Raw genomic sequence first — 21,700 nt, 5'->3', positions numbered from 1 at the left:
ATTTAACCTTTGTTATCGTTTTTTGCTCTAAAAAGCAGCCAGCCCATACTCAGCGAGTTTAGTAAAGAAAATTTTAAAACCCTCAACTACGCATATAGCGCTGAGAAATAATGAAATTAATCGACGCTCACATTCACCTCTCTGACACCGAATATATTGGTCGCATTGAAGATTTAATTGCCGATGCGAAAACCTCTGGGGTGGCTGCTTTGGTGACTAATTCTATGGATTTAAAGACCTGCCAAAACGACGTTAAACTCGCCGAGCAGTATCTAGGTTTGGTTTATCCTGCTTTAGGTATCCATCCTTGGAATGTTAATGTGCTCAAAGGAAACGAGCTACAGGATACTATAGAATTCATCCGGTCCCAAAAAGGTAAAGTGGTCGCCATCGGCGAAATCGGCTTAGACTACAAGTATGAATCTATCTGGGAGCAGCAAGTTGAGGTTTTCAATAGCATGCTGCATTTAGCTGAAGAACTCAACCTTCCAGTGATCATACATTCAAGGGGCACCACCGACAAAATCGTCGAAATGCTTCCATCATACCGCCTTAGTCGTGTGTTGCTGCATTGGTTTAGTCACCCCATGACAGCCCTTGCTAAAGCCATAGACAACGGTTACTACATCACTGAAGGTCCACCTGTAACATACTCCAACGGCATCCGTGAAGTTGTAGAAAAAACCCCTCTTACCAACCTGTTGACGGAAACTGATGGTCCAGTAACTTACTGGAAACAACCCTACAATGGGCAATTAACTAGGCCCTCCTACATCCGAAACGTTGTTGCTGCTGTTGCTGAAATTAAAAAATTATCTGCCGATGAAGTTGCTTTGCAGGTTGCCAAGAACTTTGAAACCTTCTTTAACATAAAACTAAACTAGCAATTTAACGGTTTATACGCAACTTGCTGGCAGCATATTATGTTGGTTTGAGGCGTAACCTTAAATTACGGCTACTCAATATTGAGAGTTGCTCCTACGCTTTTAAACGTCGGAGAAAACACGTTAACACTGGAGGAAACTGATTGGGAAAAGTAAAGACTGAGCAGATAAAGCATCTCGGCAAAGAACTAATGACTCGCTTTCCAGGCAAATTCACAACTAACTTTGACGAAAACAAACGCGCCGTAGACGAAGTGACCAAAGGCACAACTACACGCGTACGCAACAAAGTCGCCGGGTACATTACACGCACAATCGCGTTGGCTCAATCTAGCTCTGAGATGGAAACTGAAATCGAAGAAGATATAGTCGATTAATCAGAGAAATATGCTATGATGGATGAGTACCGCAGAGGTTGGGCATTAAGGTATTTGCGTGAAGCAAAAGCTGAATTAGAAGCCGCACGCAAAATCCCCTACATGGCACCAAGCTTGGTTTTAGAGGCCATACGTAAAGCCCGAAACGCCATCTACTACAGCCTCGGCGAACCAGCCTTCATCGAGATACTCATCCGTGACGAAGTTGCAAAAAACCCTGCGACTAACGATTCTGTTTTGCGGTTTTTGATGGAGATAGAGACGATTGTGCAGCAGATTTCTCAGCTTGAAGAAGTCAACGGGGATGCAATGATGAAGCAGGCAGATTCCATCGTGGACATCGCCACAGATATCGTTGAAACCCTCACGCAGGAAAAACTCGACGGTTTTAGCTAAAACTTTTAACAAACCACTTTCTTATCCTACTGTTACGAGTGTAATCACTGGTGCCTCTAATAATCAAATTCCTCGGTGCATTCCGTCATCTGTCAGGAAAAAAACAGTTCACCCTAAACTTCCAAGAAGGCTTCACCGTCAAAAGCATGGTTGACGCCATAAGCCAAGACATCCCATCGTTGAAGCACACCTTCTGTGACCAAGAACTAAACGATGCACGCTCCAACTCGCTCATACTGGTTAACGGCAGAGAAATTAGCGTACTAAACGGATATGCAACTAAACTGTGTGACGGAGACGAAGTCGTGTTTGTTCCAGTTGTACACGGCGGCTAAAAAATGATAACTTTAACTTCGGATTTTGGGCTCAAAGACCCATACGTGGCGGAAATGAAAGGTGTCATCTTAACCATAAACCCAAACGCCACCCTCATCGATATAACCCACAAAGTAGAAAAATACAACATCCGCATGGGTGCCTTCATTTTAGCTTCCGCTGCACCATACTATCCAAAAGGTGCAGTGCACGTAGCGGTGGTAGATCCCGGTGTAGGCACCACTCGACGAGCAATTATAGTTCAAACTAAAAACGGCTTTTTCGTTGGCCCAGACAACGGCCTGTTGATGATAGCCGCTCAAGCACAGGGAATCGAGCACATCTATGAAATAGCTAACCCAAAGTTCATGCTTCCCAAGGTTTCCTCCACTTTCCATGGCAGGGACATCTTTGCCCCCGCCGCAGCCCACCTCGACCGAGGTATTGCACCACAAGAGTTCGGCCCAGAAGTCACCGACCCAGTCACCCCAAAATTCGCGTCCGTGGAGCACAAAAATGGCGCATTGTTTGGTGAGGTTTTGCATGTTGATGACTTTGGCAACGTCATAACAAACATACCAAAAGAAGACCTACAAGACGGAACCCTGAAAGTAACTCTACATCATTTAACGTTGCAGCTTGCTCTCTCAGAAACCTACGCAGAAACCAAACTCCACGAACCCACAGCGTTAGTTGGCAGTCACGGTTTTTTAGAGTTAGCTCTCAATCAGGGCAGTTTCGCAGAAAAGTTCCATGTTAACGCAGGCGACAAGGTTCAAGTTTCTGCGGTTTAGGGTTTTATGGTTTCTACGAGTTTTGCGATGACTTCAACGGGGTTTTCCAACGCCGCAAGCTTTTCGGCAACATCAAAGCGTTTGCTCATGTACTTCTTTGCCAACCCCTGCACTTTGTCTTCGGTTGTTATGAAAAGTGGAAAGCCCTTTTTTGCGAGGTAGCTGTTGACGGGGGTTTTTGCCATGTCACCGATGGCGATGCTTGGGACGCCTTGCAGGGCAGCTTCGCGGCTTATGGTTCCGCCGTAGCTGACAACTAAATCTGCGTGCGCAACCAAACTGGCTGAATCCTCAAAAGCCACCTTCGCCCCAAAAGCGTGACCTTCACAGTTGTAGCGCTCAAGCAGATGCACATTTCCCAGTTCCGCAAGCTGCTCCGCGAGGGTTTTTGCGCTGTCACTTTTGCCTTTCGCGTATGCAGCTTTGGTTTCTATTTGCCGAAGCACAATCAGGGGCTTCTTAACCGAGAGTTTTGCGGGTTTGAAGTCCTTAATCCACGCAACCTCATCTACACCTCGAAATGGAACAACCCTCTGAGCACAGTATTGCCGCGTGAAGCTCTTTGGCAAAGCCTCAGAAACCACCACTGTGTGGGCGAAGGGGATGGTTAACCTGTTAACTGCCAACGCATGCGGCGTATCAGCAGTCAAAATAATTGGAATACCCAAGCCAAAGGCGGTTCGGCATAACTCGACAGATTGGTGAGCGATAGCGACGTCGGGTTTGTTTTTTTCAAAAAGCTTAGCGAATTCGATGACACGTTCCGCGCTTTCTTTGAGCCTAGATTCATTAGTTGAAGGGTTATATTTGCCGACGACAAGTGGTTTTTCGCCGAGCAGTTTCGCAAGCGGCAACGTGTCAGGGTGCTCTCTTGTGGTGAATATGAATTCGTGACCACATTTTTTCAGCTCTTTGCCGATGGCTGCGCCGTATCGGGTGTGCTTACCCGTGCAGGCGTCATACCAAACCCTCATCGCTTCACCTGAGCTAAGAACCTTTCACGTTTTGCCTCAAACTCTGTAAGTGTCATGACTTTTTTCGCGGGACAACCAGCGACCACAGTTTTGGGAGGCACGTTTTTGGTGACGACACTTCCACCGCCCACAACCGCTTTTTCGCCGACGGTGACGTTTGGCAAGATGGTGACTCCTCCACCGATAGCTGCCCCGTCTTTTATGATTGGCGGTGTCATGTAGGTGCTTTTGGGGTACTTGTCATTTAGCAGACTACTGTTAGGCGCGATGAAAACGTTGTCGCCAAGGACACAACCGTTTGAGATGGTGACATGGGCTTGTATGTTACAGTTCTTTCCGATTGAGACGTCTTTGCCGAGGTCAACAAAACTGCCGATGATTGTGTTGTCGCCGATTTTGGTGTTATCACCGATAACCACATAGTTCCAAATCGCACAGTCTTTGCCGATCTGCACGTTTTTGCCTTCAACGATGCCGACGCCACGTTTCTGATTCTGCATACTTAGCTTTTTCTGGCTCCAGATTTAAATAGTTTTAAAATCACATGGTTCACCAACAAAACGAAGGCATCACTCTATGACTAAAGAAACAGTTTTAGTGATCGGTTTAGGCGAAATCGGTCACACTCTCTTCACCCTATACGCTGAGAGAAAGGATGTTTTTGAGGTTTATGGACTGGATTTAGACGAAGCTAAGATGCGTGAACTGGGTCAAAGCAAACATACGGTTCCAGCCACGGTCAATACGCTTCAGGTTTGCCTTCCCTGCGGCAACCCCGACAAATTCGTCCAAATCGTGGCAGAATACGCAACCCAATACAAACCAAAATTAATCATCAACAACAGCACCACACCCCCTGGAACCACAAAAAAAATCGCTGACCAATGCAAATGCCCAGTTGCCCATTCGCCCTCGCGCGGCGTCCACATAAACGCTGAACATATGCTTTGGGAAATGAAGCGCTGGCCAAAATACGTTGGCGGCGCCACACCAGAAGATTCCAAGTTGGCGAAGGCTCATTTCGAGAAGTTGGGGCTTAAAGTTAAAGTGCTCAAAGGCTGCACAGAAACGGAGTTGGCAAAAATCTTCGAAACCACATACCGCGCTTGGATGATCACTTGCTTCCAAGAGATGCACCGCATCGCCCACAAATTCGGCGCAGACTTTAACGAAACGGTCGATTTCATCGAAGACACGCATCGTGTGCGGCTTGATAGACCTGTGATGTTTCCAGGAGTCATCGGCGGTCACTGCCTCATTCCAAACACTGAGTTGCTGCTGAAATCCTACGACAGTGACATGCTGCGGTTGATTTTAGAATCCAACAAAAAACGCCGCGAAGAAATGAAGGACCCAGAAATAAAAGCCGAAGCCCAAAAAGTCGCTGCACGCGCCGAAGCCCTGCAAAAAGAACTGACAGGCAACAAAAACGTTACACTTCCACAAAAAGACCAATGTAGCTAAATGCGATTGAGATTTTTATCTATAGCCCTTCTTATTTTTGGGCATAAGAGACCGCAATCGCATGCTTTGCTGCTCTGCCGCCTCCTCCCCGCCCGATATATAGAACAAACGCTGCTACGGCAGCCGAGTAACTCCTCATCCAAAAAAGTGGATGAGCACTTCAAGGTTGCTATGTAATCTTGGTTAGCGCCGCTTGAACTTCTTCATAGTTCGGTTCAACATTGGGGTCATCTGAAACCCACACGTAGCGAACAACACCCTTCTCGTCTAAAACAAAAATCGACCGTTTAGCAACCACGTATCCCCCTAAACCAGCAAAATCCGTTGACTCCAACCCATACTGCCGTATGACTTCACGTTTGTAGTCGCTGAGAATAGGGTAAGGTAAACGGTTTTTTTCTGCGAATGCCTTGTTTGAGAAGGGGTCGTTGACGCTTATGCCGATAACTTGGGCGTTTAAGTTTGTCAGTCTTGCCATAGAATCTCTAAAGGTACACATCTCTTTGGTGCATGTGGCGGTGAATGCGCCTACAAAAAAGGCTAAAACAACTTTTTGTCCCAAAAATTCACGCAGACTCCGTGCGTTCATATCGACATCGAGCAAAGTGAAATCGGGGGCTTGATCGCCTACTTTAACGTTTACCATACAAGAATCAGTCCTCACCCAAAGTTAGGTGTTGGGGCTATAAATTTTTGATGCTATTTGAAGGTAAACGCGGAGGGGCAAATTTTGTTCAGTACACAAGCGTTGCATTGGGGGTTTTTTGCCATGCAAACTTGGCGGCCGTGGAAAATCAGCACGTCAGTTAGCGGCATCCACTGGTCTTTGGGTGTTATGGCCATGAGGTCTTGTTCGATTTTGTTTTGGTCTTTTTCTTTTGTTAAGCCCAAGCGCTGCGAAAGCCTCATCACGTGGGTGTCTACGGCAACTCCAGCGGTTATGCCGTAACCGTGGTAGAGGACAATGTTGGCGGTTTTTCTGGCTACACCGGGAAGTTGAATTAGTTCTTCCATTGTTTTAGGCACTTGCCCTCCGAATTTTTCCATTAGCATTTGGCAGCAGGCTTTGAGGTTTTTTGCTTTGTTGTGATAGAAACCCGTTGAGTGTATGTCCTTTTCTAGTTCTTTTATGGATGCGTTTGCGTAGTCTTGTGCGGTGCGGTACTTTTTGAATAGGGTTTGGGTGACTATGTTGACTCTTACGTCGGTTGTTTGGGCGGAGAGCATGGTGGCGACGAGGAGTTCGAGGGGGTTGGTGTAGTTGAGGGCGGTTTTGGCGTTTGGGTAGAGTTTTTGGAGTAGTTCTAGGATTTTTTGGGTTCGCTGTTTTGGGTTGAGGTTTATTTGTGGGGTGGTCATGTGTGGTTCCTGTTTTGTGGGTGGTTTGTTGTGTTGTTTAGGGTTTGTTGGGGATAAAAGAGTTTTGCGCTTCCACGGCGGGAATTGTTAAACATATGTACAGTTTAAAGCCCAGATATTTGGAAATATGAAAAGTAAAACTTGAATATTGTTGCGTAATGTTTATATAATTATCAATAAACTGAAAAGCTGTCAAAAAAAAGGTTGACTGAAAACGTGACAAACCCGACAAGAATAACCGTAGCATTCGACAAAACCACCGCAGACATGCTAGAAAAAATAAGCACTGAATCAGATGTTTCACAAAGCGAAGTCATGCGTCGAGCCATAAAATTCTACGCCGAAAACAAAACCCTCGAAGAACCCCAAACCAAACGCAAACTTCACTCATACCTAGACATGCTGCTGAGCGGCGAACACGTCATCATAGACGTCGATCACTGGCTTATGTTTCTGCGGATAGTTGAAACGTCGCCACAGAAGGAGCGGTTCTGGATAGAACATCGAGAACTCGCTAAAGCCCACTGGGAACAACTCAAAGGGAAAGTGCACACAACAGAGGACATGTTGTCGCGTCTGGAAGCTTGTAACCTTTATCGTCTCACAAAAAACGCGCCTAACGATTATACGTTGGTGTTAATTTCGGAGGTTTCAAAGAATTTCATCCGCATCTTCCTTGAGGAGTACTTTGCGGCTATGGGTGTGAAAGTGGAGATTAAGGAGAACTTGACAAAGTTGCGGGTTACTTTGAAACCGTGCTCATCTAAAGCATAATTGTTTAGTAATTCCGCGAATTACTATATCATACGTTTATTTTTTCTTAATTTTTATGAACATATCTTAACTATATTTATATTTAATTAAACAAATATGGAATACTGGTGATAAAGGTTGATTACTATGTTAGCCATCGGTTTAGGCTTAATCGTCTTGGTAGTGGGTTACTTCGCTAGCGAGATAATTTTGGCCAAAAGCTTGGCAGAGAAATCCGAACTTTAGAACTTGCCCCCTTTTGGGAAAAGTTGCTGAGTTCGGCATGTTTGTTTTAGGAGTTACTTTAGGCGTCTTTTTAAGGCAGTTCTGTAAATATATGCTTGTAGTTTTACTGATGTATTCTTAACTTTTATGAATTATTCTCAACTAATTATATATAGATTGTAACTATTATATTGTTTCACGAAAAGTTGGTGTAAAAACATGAGTGTGGAAAACAAGAAAAACCTAAAAATGCCAGAGAAACTGGCCGGCTGCACAACAGCCCTAAACCCATAGGAGAAAAAACAACATGGAAACCACCCTAAACCTAAACGCCCTAGCAAACTCCAAAGAGGTCTTCGCCAACTACACCCTCAAACCAAGGAAAACCGGAGACAACATGAAAAATCACAACCACACCTACAGGTTCAGGCATAACCTCAATCACTCCCAATTTTCTTAACCAAATTTTTTAAATCAACTTTCCGTCCGCTTTTTCGATAAGCTTTTTTGCTTTGGCAAGCTACCTTACTGTTAAGGTGAAACTGATGGGTTTGCAATTAAAGGTAGATGGAAAAGTTATTCCCCTAAACGACTTTGTTGAAAGCATCCTCAACGGCACCGTAACGGGTGCAGTAACAACTCTAAAAGGCGTCCGCGAAGACTGGAAAAAAATCGAAATCCAAGTGGAACGGTAGTTAACCGTTTAACTCCACTTTGGCATCTATTTCTGCAAAGATTTCCCGTTTAGCCTTACAGATCGGGCAGATGTAGGGCGGGTCTTCACGGTACACCACGTAGCCGCATTGTTTGCAGTACCACAGTTTCTTTTTGACTGCAGGCTGTTTTGGTGGTGGTTGAGGTTTTGATGTTTCAGGTGTCGGTGCCACAGTGAACTGCTGAGGTACTTGAGGCGCCGCTGTTGGCACTCCGTATGCGCGTGCGATTTTTTCTTGGGGACGGCGCTCTGGAACTTCGGGGAGGTTTTGGCTTTCGTAGACTGCTTTGGTGACGTATAGGCGGCAGTAGCATGAGCCGTATTCGGCTACGTCGGGGTCGCGGTAGTCGCAGGGGCAGATGATGTCTCGGTCAAGGTCTATGTTGCCTGTGCCAAGTCTGCAAGGGCAAACCGGATATCCGTATCTTTCTTCGTTGGCTTTTAATCCTTCAAGAAACATTTGGAGTAGGTCTTGTTGGGGTGTTAGGTAGTAACCGTAGGTTTTGGCGTCGGCTTCGGCGCGTTTTCGCACAAAATCTATGGTTAGTGGGGTCAAATTCCAAGTGCCTCTTTGAGTTGGTCTTTTCGGAAGCCTGTGATGATTTTTTTGTCGTCCACAATTGTAGTTGGGTAACTTAGGCTGCCGCCTCTGGTTAGGATGGTTTCGTGTACTTTTCTTTTGTCGGTTTCGTCGAGGAGGTCTACGTCTACGAATTCGTAGGCGACGCCGTTGTCGCTTAGGAATTGTTTGGTTAGTTTGCACCAGACACAGGTGCTGAGGGCGTATATGGTTACTTTGTGGTCGGTTTTGGTTCCAGAAACTTTGGAGAATTCCATTAGAAATAATTCACCAATTAAATGGGTGGGGCGGGGCGAATATAACTGTTTAGATAAACCTGCCAAAGAAGACCCTCGGTTGGTTTTTGCATGTTTGTAAAGTTACTGCTTTGGTTGGTGCGGCGTTTGGGGACTGTTGTTTTTGGAAAGTTATAAATATTTGTAAACACTGAATTATTTACAGATGTTGTTATGTCCAGTTGTTCCGTATCCTCACCGCTGAGTCAAAGCCAAAAAACCATCTGGGCCCTCCTAAGTAGCGGCCTCACAGTAAGCAGCATCGCCGAAAAACTCAAAACCACCCGCCAATACGTCAACCAAACCCGCCACACAGCCCAAACAAAACTCGCCACCACCCTCCTAGAAGTCGCCGCAGTAAACGACCTCCAAGTAACCAAACTCAACCCCCAACAAGCCATCCTCTTAGGATATCACCCTGCACTCAAAAAGAAAGCCATCATCACCTACACAACCACCCACGGAATAAAAGTCTGGTACTGGCACCCAAACCCCGAAGAAGTCACCGACCCAGCCTTCCTCAACCAAACAAAACAATACCTAATCGACATAGCAAAAGAAAGAGGCATAGAAATTCCCAACGCTGAAAATATTCACCCAGCCAAGTTAGCACATCAAGTATTCTCTAAATTGATGCCGGAGTTGAAGGAATGACTTTCAGAGGAAAACTCGCATCTCTCATCAGAGGCTGGTTTCCACAGGAACCTCTTAGTCCAAACAAGCAAATGAAACTTCATCTTAAAACAAACCCCGTAAAACTCGAACGCATAAGAAGTAAATTAACCATTAATGTGGCCCAGTTGGTTGCTGTGGTTTTATCTATCTGTCTTATACTTGGTGGATTACTTCTAACCTCAGTTTCTACAATTAAAGGTACCTATTCTTTGCCTATAAATAGCGTAACTTATCATGATCCCGTTCAGATTGATGGAACTCTCTATAATTGTTCTATTCACCTCTTCATTTCGCCGCCATTGCAAGAAAGTGTGCTTGGTCCAGCTAACAGGGTTAACACGCTGTTTGTGTATCTTAACGAGCCTGGAAACATTAGTTCTGGAGTATACGTTACTACGTTAAGGTATGCTCGCTACAACACCACTTTAAAAGCGTACACACCAGAAGAATTCAATCAGACAGGCATGTTTAGGCCTGACGCGTCTAAAAAACCAGCTTTACTCTTTAGCGTATTTGACCTGACACCACCCTTTGAACCGGGTCCGGTAAGTTTACAACCTTTAGTTTCAGGCGTCGTTTTCACCTTATACTGTAATGCCAGTAATGCAGGCGCATCCTCCTTTACTATAGAGACGCCTATTAATGGAGCTCAAAGCGGATACATCATAAGATACCCTTATCGAGACATCGGTAACATCGTTCTCGCTGCAGGTATATTGAGTTTGTTGGGGGTTTTTGTCATTTCGTTAGTAAATATAGGTAGAAGCCATCCGGGTTCTAGCACAAAGAAAATAGCTTATCAAGAGCTGAAAGCATGAAAAACACTAAAGAAATAGAAAAGCAAGTTAGAGGCTGGTTCCCACAGGAAACGAAGATGCCACTTCAAAGCAGCACACTACGAAGACCCAGAGGGCATAAATCGCTGCCTAACCCTGTCAGAAGAATCCTCACTAATGCTGCAATGTATAGTGCAGTTTTCACTTTGTTATTTGCTTTTTCAACTATCCAAACAGCCTTAGTCGTCTCAACAGCAATAGCGGGGATTTTTTGGTTTATAGTCGACCGAACAAACTACAAACAAGCAGCTATATTCTTGAGAAAATCCGCGTTTTGTCTTCTTGGTCTTGTGTTAATCTTTGCCTGTTTACAGTTTTTGGTATTTGAAACGTCAGGATTTACAATTACAACTGTACCTCAGCTTAGTTATCCCTCATTACTCAACGCCTCGTTAACCGAGTATCTGCAAAACGTTGAGCAGTCAGAAAATTTCCGTTTGCTACAAGCAAATCATCTTAACTCGGCAACTTTTGAAAAACTGAGAATCTGCGCTTACCCCAACCATGGATGGTTGACCTGGACCTTCCGAACTACAGACACAAATTCTGAAGTAACCATAGGCAACATCGAAGGAAAACCATACCGCACGAGTGTTGGCAACATGATGGAAAGCTTCTTCCCCAGAATACCCCAAACCAAAAGGTACACACTGCAATCCACAGTTGATACATTCCAACAAATTGACCGCATAGGACTTGCCTCATTCTTAAAACAGGGAGTGGACATCTACCAAAACCGGCCCAACGCTTCGCAAATCAGTGCATTAATAATTTCTATCGGTTATAACGAGGTCGGCAACTATCAAGGGTTAACTATTCTGCTATCAGCAAGAGGCGAAAACAGCGATGAAATGGGCACTACTGTTTACACGGGCCTTTTTGAGGCAGAATTTGAACCCGACGGAACATTGCTCACTTACAAGAGTTTAAGTTGAGAAAATCCTCACGTTTGTGTGGTTGCGTCGCTGGGTTTTTCTTTAAAGTATTCTTCAGTTAGTTTCTTTACGCGGTCATTCTGTAGTCTGCGCTTTTTCCTTCCCCGTACATCTATGGCAAGCATGAATATGTAGGGTAACGACAGGTAGAAGGCAGCGAAGAATATGTTGCTAAATAGCTGCGTATAGGGGTTAGCCATGACTGCGGCTGGGTCGTTTAGGTTAAAGCCGTAACCTGCCAAGACGTCGATTAAGATGAAGCCCATCAGGGTTAAGATTAAACAGACCAAGAACTGCACAAAGACGCTTCGCTCTTTGCCCAAAAGCAGGGTTGGAATGATTGAGGATAAGACGAAGACCCATGCGAAGGCGTATACGAAGATGACCATGTCGATTCTCGAAGCCAACCACAACCCCACCACTGGGACATAGACTGCTAATGAATTAACGACGGTTGTTACGGCTGTTTGTGTGAAGATTTGGTAACTCACCATCAATGCCCAAGCTACTGACAAATATGCTGGAGTTAGTAGTGCAGTTTTAACCAATCAAGCCACCCATTACTGTACAACTGTTAGGTTATGCAGTGTATTTAACCTGTTTCTTTAAAGATTTTGTGCAATTCAATGTTGAACAGACCTACATCTGATGTTCGCAGGCACCACTTCGACGTTAAGGAGGTCAACTGCGGTTTTGGCCTTGAACACCTTTTCGTGCCCCACCTTCTCTTTAGTCACAGCACCCATGAGACAGAGTTCGTTTAGGTTTTTGCTTTCAAAGGCGCGGCACCGCTGGGTTATCCTGCTGACTTGGGTGGCGGTTCCTGACCCGATTTTCTGCAACGCCAACAAAGTAGGCAAAAGACGACTGGAAACTTGGATCTGAACTTGAGGCATCTGACTGATTTTGGCGTCGATACATTCTATTTGCTTAACCAGTTTAGCTAAGGTTGCCCTGAGTTCAACGTCGTTCATTTTATTCCTCGTTGATTGTTTTAAAAATGTGTTTACGCCTTGTTTGTCTATTGGGTTTGTTTTCAATATAAATTTTGTGCATATAAATATCGCCAAAAAAGCACCATTAGACTGCCAAATGGTATATTTGTGTAGTTCACCTGACGGACAACACCTAAGAAGCCTCACACATTTGTGCCAATGAGGTGAACTTGGAATTGAAGGTATTCTGGGCAGGCCTCTGTGCAGCGATCCTTCTGGGCGCAGTCGCAACTGGCACATATGGAGTACTAAACACCAGCAAAACAATTTCCTCCAGCGGCACCGTCTCCACCATAAACGTTGAAGTCTACCTTGACAGCGCATGCACACAAACAGCAACAAACATAAACTGGGGCAATCTCTCACCGGGAACCTCAGCAACCTACACACTCTACATAAAAAACTCGGGCAACGCCGCGGAAACGTTGAGTATGTCGACAAGCAACTGGTCGCCCCAGACAGCTTCACAGTACATAACGATAACGTGGAACCGCAACAACGCCGTGCTGGGTGCAAATCAGGTGCTGCAAGCAACCTTGACTTTGACTGTTTCCTCATCTATAGACAACAGCATAACTGTCTTTAGCAACAGCATTACGATATCAGGTACAATGTAGCCCCAACAGTGGCTTCCTTTTTTCGGGTTTCTTTGTCAACCTAAGCTAACACGAACGCTACAGTACCTTTTTTAGTCGCCGAAATCTTTTTTGTTAGCTAAAATGCAGACAAGGGCCAACCTATGAAATTAAACTCAAAATACGCGGGCACCCTCACAGCGGTCTTAATGATGATAGTGATGGATACAACCATGACTTTCACAATGACCACAGTTATGACTGGCTGGACACCTGGGTTTCTAGAGAGGTTCACTTTTGGGTGGCTAATCGGGTTCGCTGTAGGTTTACCAACCGTACTTTTGATTATGCCCCTTGTGAGGCGACTAGTCTGCAGAGTTTGTTCGCCCTAAGCTACCTTCGAAACTTGGTTTACTGAGGCGGCTTCCTCGAAGTATACGCTTTCTTGAAAGGATTTAATCAGTTGACTTAAAACTAAAAGACAGAGTGGTGTAGAGAAAAAGCGAGTTATCCCCATGCCTTCACCGAAGCTGTTTAAGCTTGGATTAGCTTTCTGGATTTTCTTAATTTTTTCTTTCAACTCCTCATTCTCCCTCGCTTAACGTATAATTTCTACAATGGTGCCGACGCCAAACGAGACCGCGACCACCATCTGAGGAATACTAACCAAACGATGACCAAAGCCAAACTAAAAGAACTCCAATCAGCCTGAACTACAAGTTCAACTTACAATTCACTAACCAAAAAAATAAACATGAAAACCACGCGACGTCTCAGCGTCTACCTCCCCTCCCTTATATAAAGAAAGGCGCAATTTGGACGATTCGTAGGCGTCGATTTCTGGGCAGGATTCAATCTTCTTTTTGGGAAAAACCTTAATCTCTAGTTCTACAATCTGGATTGCACTGAGAGGGGCAATACTTGGCGAATCTGTCACAACTTAAAGCCGCAATGGGAATCTCCATATTCCTATCAGCATTCATCTTTGGACTCTTCGTCTTCGGCATCGTCTACTTCCTAGAATTAGACACATTCACAGGGCTGTTCGTAGCTTTAGGTGCCTCAGCACTGTTTATCCTCTTTCAGTATGCCATCGGCCCAGTCATAGTCGCGGCAACCACACGGCTACATTATCTAAAGCCAGGTGAAAATCCGTGGCTTGAAAACATGGTTAAAGAGTTGGCGCAAAAAAGCGGGTTACCCATGCCCAAACTGGCAACCGTGCCCGACAACTCGCCCAACGCGTTCACGTTTGGCAGAACTACCAGCAGCGCCACCTTAGCCGTACATGAAGGGCTGCTTAGAACCTTGAACAAGCAGGAAATTGAGGCTGTCATCGCTCATGAACTGGGGCACATCAAGCACAAAGATTACATAGTTATGACGGTTCTTTCAGCTTTACCGCTGATTGCATACATCATCGCTCAAGCCGCGTTACGTGCAGGTATGATTAGCTCCATGTCAAGCAGGGGGCGACGGAACCAAAAAGAAGGAAACGCAGGCGCCGCCCTAATCGTTATCGGTATAGTTGCGTTCATAGTCTACATCTTGACGTTCCTTATCGTCATGCGCCTAAGCCGTCTTCGCGAACACTACGCTGACGCCTTCTCCGCTTATTTGACGGGGTCCCCGCATGGTCTGCAGAGTGGTCTTGCAAAAATTACTTATGGTTTATCTATTTCACCTAAGCCGCCTGAGGGTGCCCGTGCATTCTACATCGGTGATCCAGCTACTGCAAAGCAGGAAATCAAGCGTGTTATGAGCAAGAAAGACGAATACGACTTGGACAATGATGGAGTTCTAAATGAGCGTGAACTCAGTTTGGCCATGGAGAAGGAGGCTAATGATACATGGGTGCAGATGAACAGTCTCTTTGCAACTCACCCTCCAACCTACAAACGTATAATGTTGTTGCGGGAAATTGAGCAGGAAATGAATACGGGACAGTACACTGATGACCAAATGTACCGCCACGTCTAAACCCCCTTTTAGGATGAGTTGTAGTCGTAAAGGTGGACAGATACACGAAGCAACCTACACTTAGGGGAACATAGGGAACTTACGACTACAACCCCCCACATTTATTATAGAATGGTTTAATCGAATAATAATATTGAGTAACAACAATAAAGACGCTTTTTTCATAAAAATCCACCCTTCACACGGCACTGGAATGGTTCAAAGGTTTTCAAGCCCGAAAACCCGACAAAACCGCACAAGACTAATATTTCTCCGTCGCCGATTAACTACAAAACCGAAAAAGGGCATACATAAATGGTGAATTATTGTCCCGAATGCGGCGGAGAAATGCACTACATCTCCTTAACCAAGCACTACGTCTGCAAAGGTTGCGGCTTATCCTGCACAGGGCAGGAACTCAACGATTACCACGACAAACGCCGACCAGACTACGACAGCGAGGAAGATGCCAAAGCAGCCCGCCGAAAAGAGTACCTTAAATGGTACCTTAGCAAAAAATAGGTTCACCCCAACAAGGGGAACCAACAGCATTCATAGCCTTGACTATGCACCTTTTTTGGAAAGGCTAAACGAGGAACCCCTTTGACCGTTGATGTCGAAGTCATCTGCATCGGTAACGAATTGCTCATCGGTAAAATCGAAAACACCAATGCTTATTGGCTTGCAAAACAAATCACCGCGTTGGGCGCGAACTTAAGGCGAGTCACTGTAATCCAAGATGTCATCGACGAAATCGCCGCCTGTATTCAAGAAGTCGCTTGCAGAAAACCCCGATTCATCATCACCACAGGCGGTTTAGGTCCGACTTTTGACGACAAAACCTTCCAAGGTATCGCCAAAGCCCTAAACCAAAAACTCGCTGTAAACGCCGATGCATACGAAACGGTGAAGCGGAAATGTACCGAATTCGCCAAAAACCACGGCATGCCCGGTGAAGTTGAGATGACGCCGCCGAGGGTCAAGATGGCGATTTTTCCAGAAACAACTCAACCTGTAAACAACCCAATCGGAACTGCACCTGCGCTGCGGGCTCAAATCGGCGAAACAGTTTTGTACGCTTTACCTGGAGTACCTGCTGAAATGAAAGCGATTTTCACTGAAAGCATCGCAGCTGAGATTAGGGTGGCTGGTGGAGATTGCGTTTTTTGTGAATGTAGCGTTTTTTCAGATGGTGTTGTGGAGTCACGTTTGGCTCCGCTCATAGATAGGGTGATGGCGGAGTATCGTGGGGTTTACGTTAAGTCGCATCCGATGGGTTGCAACAGGGTGGAGTTGCATTTGACCATGATGTCAAAAAATGGGGAACCTAATGGGTGGCTGGAGAAGGCGGCTGGGCAACTTAGAGCTTTGATTGCAGAGAACGGTGGAAAAACACGAACCTGATCTCCATTGGGAATCTTCTTTTCCTTAAAGAAGCTGAGAGGCGGGTACAATTCTGGTAAAGTTTTATATTGAAAACTGGCGCTGTAGCTTTTTAGAGTGCACCCAAATGAAAGTTTACCAAACAAAGCTACCCCCCGTTGCCTTAACCGTAATGCTAATCCTCACCGCAGTCTCCGCAGCAAGCCTCTTCAGCGGACAAGTGTATGCCCAAACAGGCTCCATAGTAATAAACACTGGAGAAGCCTACACCAACTCAACCACCCTATCATTCACTCTGTTCTCAAGCAACGCTGTTCAGATGCGATTCTCCACCGATAACTCATCTTGGTCAGAATGGGAAGACTATGCAACCCAAGCAAATTATACGGTGACAGAGGGAGACAAAAACTACACCATATACGCTGAATTCCAAAACAGCGAAAGCCAAATCTCAACTGCAAATGCCTCCATCGTGGTTGACACTACGCCGCCTGATGCCGTGCCTTACGCCAGCTGGTACACTACTGATTATCGGACCGTGTATTTTGATGCCAGCTACAGCACAGACAACTTTGGAATTGCAAATGTAGTTTGGGATTTTGGAGATGGCAACGTTACAAGCGGCGTAACAGTAATTCATGCGTATACTGATGCAGGGAACTATACGGTGACTTTGTCCGTTATAGATCATGCAGGAAACAATGGTTCGTCAACGTTAATTGCCCGAATCCCGGACTTAACCGCAACTCCCACTCCAACAGCCACCCCCACGCCTGCGCCAACCACCTACATACCCCCCACAACACAGCCCACCGCAAACCCCCCAGCTTCACCCACCCCAGAACCAAACGGTCTTAACTCAGACTGGACAATTGCCCTGATTATCGTCGCGGTTATAGCTGTATTTGGCGTCGTAATCGTTGTGTTGCTGAGAAAAAACTCTAAACCCTAATTTTTTTCTCTATAAAAATCTAACAAAAAGAAGAAAAATGTTAGATGGGGTAAGCTCCGCAAACTTTGCAGAACTGGATTTTAGTTACGAGGTGGCTTTTGCACTTGGGGCATTGCACTGCACCTTCGACTTTGGGGAAGACGTCTTTAGGTTTGCCAAATTTCTTGCGGAACACTTCGTAATAGAGCAGTTGTTCTTTGTCTTGGATTTCAACGTCGTCTTCGGCTTTGATAGCTGCTTTCTTCTCGTTGAATTCTTTGTCTTCAACTAAGTCGTTGAAGTAGGTGCGCAGGGTTTCTGTGCCAGTGCCTGCTTCCAGTGGCGCTTTGGGTCGCCAGATGATGTCTTTGGGGATGACGTCTTCATAGGCTTTACGTAGGATCCATTTGCTGTATTTGACGCCGTTGTACATGTTGATTTTGTATTTGATTGGCAGCTTCATGGCCCATTCCATGAATTCGGGGTCGCGGTAAGGTGCTTTGATTTGCATGCCCATCGATTCAGCCATAGGGAACGAGGAGAAACCCATTTCCGCCCACATTTCCTTCTGTTTAACTGCAAACTGTTCTTCGCTTAGGTGGAACTGCCAAGGGTAACCGAAAAGCTCGTCTAAAGCGTCTCCTGTGAAGACGGTTTTTATGCCCTTGGGTTTTAGGAGTGTTAAGCCGATGTAGACGGGGAGGCTGTTGCGGATTTCCATGGGGTCATATTTTTTGAGGGCTTCGACGACTTTTGGGTAGAATTTGTAGACTTCTTCTTTGCCGAATTGGTAGGTTTCGTGTTTGAGGTGGAGGAGTTCAACCATTTTTTTGACGTATTCGGTGTCTTTGGGTTGTCCATGTTTAAACGCGAGGGTTAGGCAGGGGATGTCGGGTTTGTATTTGACTGCTTCGTAGGCGATTATTTGGGTGTCGGTTCCTGCGGAGAAAAGGAAGCCGTCGGCTAGGTTTTTCTTTACTACTTTGTGGACTAGTTCTCGGGCTTCTGCTTTGTATTTGTTAACTTCTGTTTCGTTAATGGCCATTTACATCACTTTTGTTATAGTGTCTGTCGCTTCGCCGCTAATTAAGTTTACTGCATGCATATAAAAGACTTTAAAACCTGAACATTTGTATAAAAATATGCAAAAAATTTAAACAAACACATCGCTTAGCTCACTTTAAGGCGCCGACAACACCAATCATTCACCACAATCGCCTCTTACAAAAAACACAGTAAACTTCAAAAGCCATCAACCAAACCAATACACAACCCCAAAGAGGAAACTCAATGAAAGTCAGCATACTCCACATGGAAATCCGACCCACCCTTGAAGCAAACCTCAAAGCCGCCAAAACAGCCATCCTCAAAGCCGCCAAACAAAACCCAGCCCTAATAGCCTTACCCGAATACTTTACCGTCCCAAACTGCATGGCAGACTTCACCGACGCAGCCAAAATCAGCCAAGAAACCTGCACCAAAACCCTCGAATTCCTCCAAGAAGTCTCCAAACTAATCGGTAACATCTACCTCTTAGGCGGCACAGTCCTACAGGAAGACAGCGGCAAATACTACAACACAAGCACCCTATGGAGAAACGGCGCGCTATTGGCTAAGTACAAAAAAATCAACCCCATCCAAGCCGAAATCACTGCAGGCGTCGCCAGAGGTGACCAGCCATTGGCTGTGGATACGGAACTCGGCAAGATAGGGCTGCTGGTTTGCGCTGACAGCTTTGACCCCGCGCTAGTTAAAAAGGTTGCTCAGTTAGGCGCAGAAATCATTTCTTTGCCCGTTGCAGCCATGGGTTCACATCCAATCGTAAAAGGGCACCCCTTAACCGAGGGTATCGCTAGAGACTACGGTGTATTCGTCCTAAAAGTTGGCAATGTATGCTCTAACATGAGGGGCGGCAGAAGCGCCATTATCGCGCCTTGGGGCATACTGGGCCAGGTCACAGACGCACCTGAAGACTCCGTGTTAACTGCAGAGTTAGATATGAAGCGACTAAGGGAATACCGAAAGACGCTCAGTAAAGTTTAGCCCAATTATCCACGATACGAATCATTTCTTTAAAATCGTAGGTTTGAAGCCATTCGCGGAATTCAGCGTTATGCACCGCAAACCGTGCAACCTGCCGTGCGTTCTCAGAGTCATGAACCAACAGCAAAACCGCCATCAGGTTATGGCGCGAGATATAAGCCACAGTCCTAAGAAGAGCATCGATTTTTTCGTCGGTCGGCATCTCCGCACTCAACTCCACCACAACAGGCTTCTTTAAGGTGGCAACGAAGTCGCGGACGATAGTGTCAACCCAGTAGTTAGTGAAGTAATCCCTCGACGACAGCGGCACATGGAAGTAATCCACCAACTCAGCAATAGCCGCGAAATCTATACCAAAGCGTTCCTTAGCCAAAACAGGGTCCGGGAACATTTCAACCGCAAAAGTGCCTTTAGTGTGGGTTTTAGCTTCTTTTAGGAACGCGGTTATCGTTTTGGCTCGCCACTCTGTCCAGTTCAATCTGCTTTTTTCGCGCTGCTCAGTGCATCTTGGGCAGGTGCAGTAGTCTTGATCAGCGAAGTGGTAGAGATTAAGGGTAACTCCTTGAATATCCTGCTTAGAAACATCGTCAAGATAGTCGAAGACTTTTTTGCGGTATCCCTGATGGGTAGGGCAGACGAAGTCAAACGCTAAATTCGATTTACGGTTCCGACGTAATGCGGGGCCACCTTTGGAGAGTGAAACGATGTTGGGGTCTTCTCGGATGGCTTTGGCGTCGCAGAAAACAGTCACGTCATTTTGCATGCCCTTTGCAGCGGGAAAAACTTGACCATCCACCCATTTAGAGAAGTAAACATGAACATCATAGCCTTCGACGAACTCGGGTTTGTATGTGACTAAGCCTATTTGCATGCCCAATACCTTTGCTCGCAACAGATATATTGTTGGCGCTTATTTAGTTGTTGATTTCGCATGGACAAACATAAGTCACCCATAACCATCGACACCGCCAAATGCCCTCCCTGCACCGGCCAAATATGCATCGGTGTTTGTCCCCAAGGCGCCCTTGAAGAGGGCAAAAACCGCAAACCCCAAGTCATCGCGGTTGTCCAATGCACCAAATGCGGTGTCTGCGTCAACCTTTGTCCAGCTAAAGCCATCACGTTAAACGTTGGCAAACCCCAAAAGTAGCAGCGGGATTACAGATTGGAGCAGTTTGATTTAGCAGAAAAAACAAAGCTTGTCATAAAAGACAACGTGCTAGCCGTAATTTGTGATAATCCTTTAAAGACAGTTAGCTCCGCAATTTTTAACGGCGGGAGCAGACAGGTTAAGGCCGTCCTTAATATTGGGGTGCCGGAGGGCTACAGTGACCTCTCCTTGCACCTTGACCCGCTGCAACTTATCACCCAATCTGCAGCAAAACTAAACATAACCAAAGACTACCTCGCCATGGTAACGGCCGCCAAAATCAAAAACTATGCCCTCGTAACCAAAAAAGACGAAGACTTCACTGTTAGTGTTGCCGCAACCGCGGGGTGCTCGCACGGAGAATCCAGCGGCGAAGACATAAGAGTCGAAAAAATCACAGGAACCATAAACATAATCGTTTTCATCGACGGCAACCCCTCTGAAAGCTGCATGGTCGCCGCCCTCATAACCGCTACAGAAGCCAAATCAGCCGCCCTCCGCGATTTTGACATGAGAAGCCGCTACACAGGCGACTCCGCCACAGGCTCCATCACCGACAGCGTCACCGTAGCCACGACAGGCAAAGGTAAAGAGGTGGTTTTGGGTGGTCCAGCATCAAAACTGGGGCAACTCGTCGGGCACTGTGCACGCAAAGCGGTTACGCAGGCGTTGCTTAAGCAGGAGCCTGTTTGGGCTAACCGCAGCGTTCTAGATAGGCTACGTGAGAGGCATCTGCCAGTTGAAAAGTTGGCTGCTGAGGTATCTAAAATCGAAGGCTTAAAGGTGACCGCGGAGCAGTTGAGAAAGATTTTAGCTCAGAACCCCTGCAGTAGCGCGGTTTTGTTGGCGGCTGCAAAGATGGATGACGACTACAAGAAGAACTTGCTGCCAACAGACTACAAAGATTGGGAAACCATAACCAAATGCTTTGCTACACCAACCAACGGCTGCGAGCAACTGGCGGATTGTGAGGGGGTTGATTTGCCGCCTTTTGTCAAAGAGGCACTTGTAGCAATAGTAAAAAATAGTTTACCTGCTAATTGACGCGTGTGCTTTCTAGTTGTCAGCGGCTCTTAGGCGTCTCAAATTTTTGTTCTTTATATAAGG

31 protein-coding genes are annotated in these 21,700 nt (G+C 45.9%); 20 read left to right on the top strand and 11 right to left on the bottom strand.

Features of this window, described 5'->3' with window-relative positions:
- The first annotated feature begins 110 nt into the window (after positions 1-110).
- From NWE96_06225 to NWE96_06205, 5 genes are all read left to right on the top strand, one after another.
- Positions 111-884, top strand: coding sequence for a TatD family hydrolase (locus tag NWE96_06225; GenBank protein MCW3983577.1), 774 nt, complete (start codon positions 111-113; stop codon positions 882-884).
- A gap of 143 nt (positions 885-1,027) precedes the next feature.
- Entirely contained in the window at positions 1,028-1,261 is a 234-nt protein-coding gene (locus NWE96_06220; GenBank protein ID MCW3983576.1) for a 30S ribosomal protein S17e, read from the top strand.
- 15 nt (positions 1,262-1,276) lie between these two features.
- The gene (locus tag NWE96_06215) at positions 1,277-1,657 is read left to right on the top strand and encodes a hypothetical protein (protein ID MCW3983575.1); all 381 of its coding nucleotides are present in this window, start codon (positions 1,277-1,279) and stop codon (positions 1,655-1,657) included.
- Positions 1,658-1,707: 50 nt separating this feature from the next.
- Positions 1,708-1,992 (top strand): MoaD/ThiS family protein, encoded by a 285-nt coding sequence (locus NWE96_06210; GenBank protein MCW3983574.1) that lies wholly within the window; start codon positions 1,708-1,710, stop codon positions 1,990-1,992.
- Positions 1,993-1,995: 3 nt separating this feature from the next.
- On the top strand, positions 1,996-2,766 hold the full coding sequence (locus NWE96_06205) for an S-adenosyl-l-methionine hydroxide adenosyltransferase family protein (protein ID MCW3983573.1): 771 nt from the start codon (positions 1,996-1,998) through the stop codon (positions 2,764-2,766).
- Here the strand turns inward: NWE96_06205 and NWE96_06200 are convergent.
- Both NWE96_06200 and NWE96_06195 read right to left on the bottom strand, forming a co-directional pair.
- Positions 2,763-3,740: a DUF354 domain-containing protein gene (locus NWE96_06200; GenBank protein MCW3983572.1), complete on the bottom strand. Its 978-nt coding sequence runs from the start codon at positions 3,738-3,740 to the stop codon at positions 2,763-2,765. The genes NWE96_06205 and NWE96_06200 overlap by 4 nt on opposite strands.
- Positions 3,737-4,240 (bottom strand): N-acetyltransferase, encoded by a 504-nt coding sequence (locus tag NWE96_06195; GenBank protein ID MCW3983571.1) that lies wholly within the window; start codon positions 4,238-4,240, stop codon positions 3,737-3,739. The genes NWE96_06200 and NWE96_06195 overlap by 4 nt, the downstream gene beginning before the upstream one ends.
- A gap of 76 nt (positions 4,241-4,316) precedes the next feature.
- Between NWE96_06195 and NWE96_06190 the strand changes: the two genes are divergently transcribed.
- Positions 4,317-5,204, top strand: coding sequence for a GDP-mannose dehydrogenase (locus NWE96_06190; GenBank protein ID MCW3983570.1), 888 nt, complete (start codon positions 4,317-4,319; stop codon positions 5,202-5,204).
- A gap of 169 nt (positions 5,205-5,373) precedes the next feature.
- On the opposite strand, the gene NWE96_06185 is transcribed toward NWE96_06190, so the two are convergent.
- A complete protein-coding gene (locus NWE96_06185; protein MCW3983569.1) occupies positions 5,374-5,850 on the bottom strand; it encodes a peroxiredoxin in 477 nt (158 codons plus the stop codon).
- Positions 5,851-5,903: 53 nt separating this feature from the next.
- Positions 5,904-6,563, bottom strand: a complete 660-nt coding sequence (nth, locus tag NWE96_06180) for an endonuclease III (protein MCW3983568.1) — start codon at positions 6,561-6,563, stop codon at positions 5,904-5,906.
- A gap of 204 nt (positions 6,564-6,767) precedes the next feature.
- On the opposite strand from nth, the gene NWE96_06175 reads away from it, so the two are divergent.
- Both NWE96_06175 and NWE96_06170 read left to right on the top strand, forming a co-directional pair.
- Positions 6,768-7,337, top strand: a complete 570-nt coding sequence (locus NWE96_06175) for a ribbon-helix-helix protein, CopG family (GenBank protein MCW3983567.1) — start codon at positions 6,768-6,770, stop codon at positions 7,335-7,337.
- Between the two features lie 749 nt (positions 7,338-8,086).
- Positions 8,087-8,236, top strand: a complete 150-nt coding sequence (locus NWE96_06170; protein ID MCW3983566.1) for a hypothetical protein — start codon at positions 8,087-8,089, stop codon at positions 8,234-8,236.
- Here the strand turns inward: NWE96_06170 and NWE96_06165 are convergent, their stop codons facing one another.
- A complete protein-coding gene (locus NWE96_06165; GenBank protein ID MCW3983565.1) occupies positions 8,237-8,812 on the bottom strand; it encodes a ferredoxin:glutaredoxin reductase in 576 nt (191 codons plus the stop codon).
- Positions 8,809-9,093, bottom strand: a complete 285-nt coding sequence (locus tag NWE96_06160) for a glutaredoxin family protein (GenBank protein ID MCW3983564.1) — start codon at positions 9,091-9,093, stop codon at positions 8,809-8,811. Before NWE96_06160 ends, NWE96_06165 begins: the two co-directional genes overlap by 4 nt.
- Positions 9,094-9,285: 192 nt before the next feature.
- Between NWE96_06160 and NWE96_06155 the strand changes: the two genes are divergently transcribed.
- From NWE96_06155 to NWE96_06145, 3 genes are read left to right on the top strand one after another with little or no spacing between them, the layout of a single operon-like run.
- Complete coding sequence (locus NWE96_06155; protein ID MCW3983563.1) at positions 9,286-9,765, top strand: hypothetical protein; 480 nt, start codon at positions 9,286-9,288, stop codon at positions 9,763-9,765.
- Positions 9,762-10,604, top strand: a complete 843-nt coding sequence (locus NWE96_06150; GenBank protein ID MCW3983562.1) for a hypothetical protein — start codon at positions 9,762-9,764, stop codon at positions 10,602-10,604. The genes NWE96_06155 and NWE96_06150 overlap by 4 nt, the downstream gene beginning before the upstream one ends.
- A complete protein-coding gene (locus tag NWE96_06145; GenBank protein ID MCW3983561.1) occupies positions 10,601-11,557 on the top strand; it encodes a hypothetical protein in 957 nt (318 codons plus the stop codon). Before NWE96_06150 ends, NWE96_06145 begins: the two co-directional genes overlap by 4 nt.
- A gap of 8 nt (positions 11,558-11,565) precedes the next feature.
- On the opposite strand, the gene NWE96_06140 is transcribed toward NWE96_06145, so the two are convergent.
- Together NWE96_06140 and NWE96_06135 are read right to left on the bottom strand one after the other, a co-directional pair.
- Positions 11,566-12,105, bottom strand: coding sequence for a hypothetical protein (locus NWE96_06140; protein ID MCW3983560.1), 540 nt, complete (start codon positions 12,103-12,105; stop codon positions 11,566-11,568).
- 75 nt (positions 12,106-12,180) lie between these two features.
- The gene (locus NWE96_06135) at positions 12,181-12,531 is read right to left on the bottom strand and encodes a hypothetical protein (GenBank protein ID MCW3983559.1); all 351 of its coding nucleotides are present in this window, start codon (positions 12,529-12,531) and stop codon (positions 12,181-12,183) included.
- 197 nt (positions 12,532-12,728) lie between these two features.
- On the opposite strand from NWE96_06135, the gene NWE96_06130 reads away from it, so the two are divergent.
- Both NWE96_06130 and NWE96_06125 read left to right on the top strand, forming a co-directional pair.
- Entirely contained in the window at positions 12,729-13,169 is a 441-nt protein-coding gene (locus NWE96_06130) for a hypothetical protein (protein MCW3983558.1), read from the top strand.
- Positions 13,170-13,291: 122 nt separating this feature from the next.
- On the top strand, positions 13,292-13,519 hold the full coding sequence (locus NWE96_06125; protein MCW3983557.1) for a DUF2798 domain-containing protein: 228 nt from the start codon (positions 13,292-13,294) through the stop codon (positions 13,517-13,519).
- Here the strand turns inward: NWE96_06125 and NWE96_06120 are convergent.
- Positions 13,516-13,707, bottom strand: a complete 192-nt coding sequence (locus NWE96_06120) for a hypothetical protein (GenBank protein ID MCW3983556.1) — start codon at positions 13,705-13,707, stop codon at positions 13,516-13,518. The genes NWE96_06125 and NWE96_06120 overlap by 4 nt on opposite strands.
- A 341-nt stretch (positions 13,708-14,048) precedes the next feature.
- Here NWE96_06120 and NWE96_06115 point away from each other — a divergent pair, with 341 nt between their 5' ends.
- The 4 genes from NWE96_06115 (at position 14,049) to NWE96_06100 (ending at position 17,421) form a co-directional block, all read left to right on the top strand.
- Positions 14,049-15,107 carry a zinc metalloprotease HtpX gene (locus tag NWE96_06115; protein MCW3983555.1) on the top strand — a complete coding sequence of 353 codons (1,059 nt, stop codon included), beginning with the start codon at positions 14,049-14,051 and terminating at the stop codon, positions 15,105-15,107.
- A 294-nt stretch (positions 15,108-15,401) separates the two neighbouring features.
- Positions 15,402-15,608: a hypothetical protein gene (locus NWE96_06110; GenBank protein ID MCW3983554.1), complete on the top strand. Its 207-nt coding sequence runs from the start codon at positions 15,402-15,404 to the stop codon at positions 15,606-15,608.
- 81 nt (positions 15,609-15,689) lie between these two features.
- Positions 15,690-16,490: a molybdopterin-binding protein gene (locus NWE96_06105; protein ID MCW3983553.1), complete on the top strand. Its 801-nt coding sequence runs from the start codon at positions 15,690-15,692 to the stop codon at positions 16,488-16,490.
- 106 nt (positions 16,491-16,596) lie between these two features.
- Positions 16,597-17,421 (top strand): PKD domain-containing protein, encoded by an 825-nt coding sequence (locus NWE96_06100; protein ID MCW3983552.1) that lies wholly within the window; start codon positions 16,597-16,599, stop codon positions 17,419-17,421.
- 40 nt (positions 17,422-17,461) lie between these two features.
- Here the strand turns inward: NWE96_06100 and NWE96_06095 are convergent, their stop codons facing one another.
- Complete coding sequence (locus NWE96_06095) at positions 17,462-18,445, bottom strand: asparagine synthase C-terminal domain-containing protein (GenBank protein MCW3983551.1); 984 nt, start codon at positions 18,443-18,445, stop codon at positions 17,462-17,464.
- Between the two features lie 245 nt (positions 18,446-18,690).
- Here NWE96_06095 and NWE96_06090 point away from each other — a divergent pair, with 245 nt between their 5' ends.
- Positions 18,691-19,443, top strand: coding sequence for a carbon-nitrogen hydrolase family protein (locus tag NWE96_06090; protein ID MCW3983550.1), 753 nt, complete (start codon positions 18,691-18,693; stop codon positions 19,441-19,443).
- Here NWE96_06090 and NWE96_06085 read toward each other — a convergent pair.
- Positions 19,430-20,314 carry a hypothetical protein gene (locus NWE96_06085; protein ID MCW3983549.1) on the bottom strand — a complete coding sequence of 295 codons (885 nt, stop codon included), beginning with the start codon at positions 20,312-20,314 and terminating at the stop codon, positions 19,430-19,432. The genes NWE96_06090 and NWE96_06085 overlap by 14 nt on opposite strands.
- A 60-nt stretch (positions 20,315-20,374) precedes the next feature.
- Here NWE96_06085 and NWE96_06080 point away from each other — a divergent pair, with 60 nt between their 5' ends.
- Together NWE96_06080 and NWE96_06075 are read left to right on the top strand one after the other, a co-directional pair.
- Positions 20,375-20,593, top strand: coding sequence for a 4Fe-4S binding protein (locus NWE96_06080; GenBank protein MCW3983548.1), 219 nt, complete (start codon positions 20,375-20,377; stop codon positions 20,591-20,593).
- Positions 20,594-20,608: 15 nt separating this feature from the next.
- Complete coding sequence (locus NWE96_06075) at positions 20,609-21,637, top strand: adenosylcobinamide amidohydrolase (GenBank protein ID MCW3983547.1); 1,029 nt, start codon at positions 20,609-20,611, stop codon at positions 21,635-21,637.
- Positions 21,638-21,700 lie beyond the last annotated feature (63 nt).

It is taken from the genome of Candidatus Bathyarchaeota archaeon (genome assembly GCA_026014685.1).
Classification (GTDB): Archaea; Thermoproteota; Bathyarchaeia; order Bathyarchaeales; family Bathycorpusculaceae; genus Bathycorpusculum.
The sequence above is the reverse complement of the archived record's forward strand: the minus strand, read 5'-3'. Positions and strand labels throughout refer to the sequence as shown.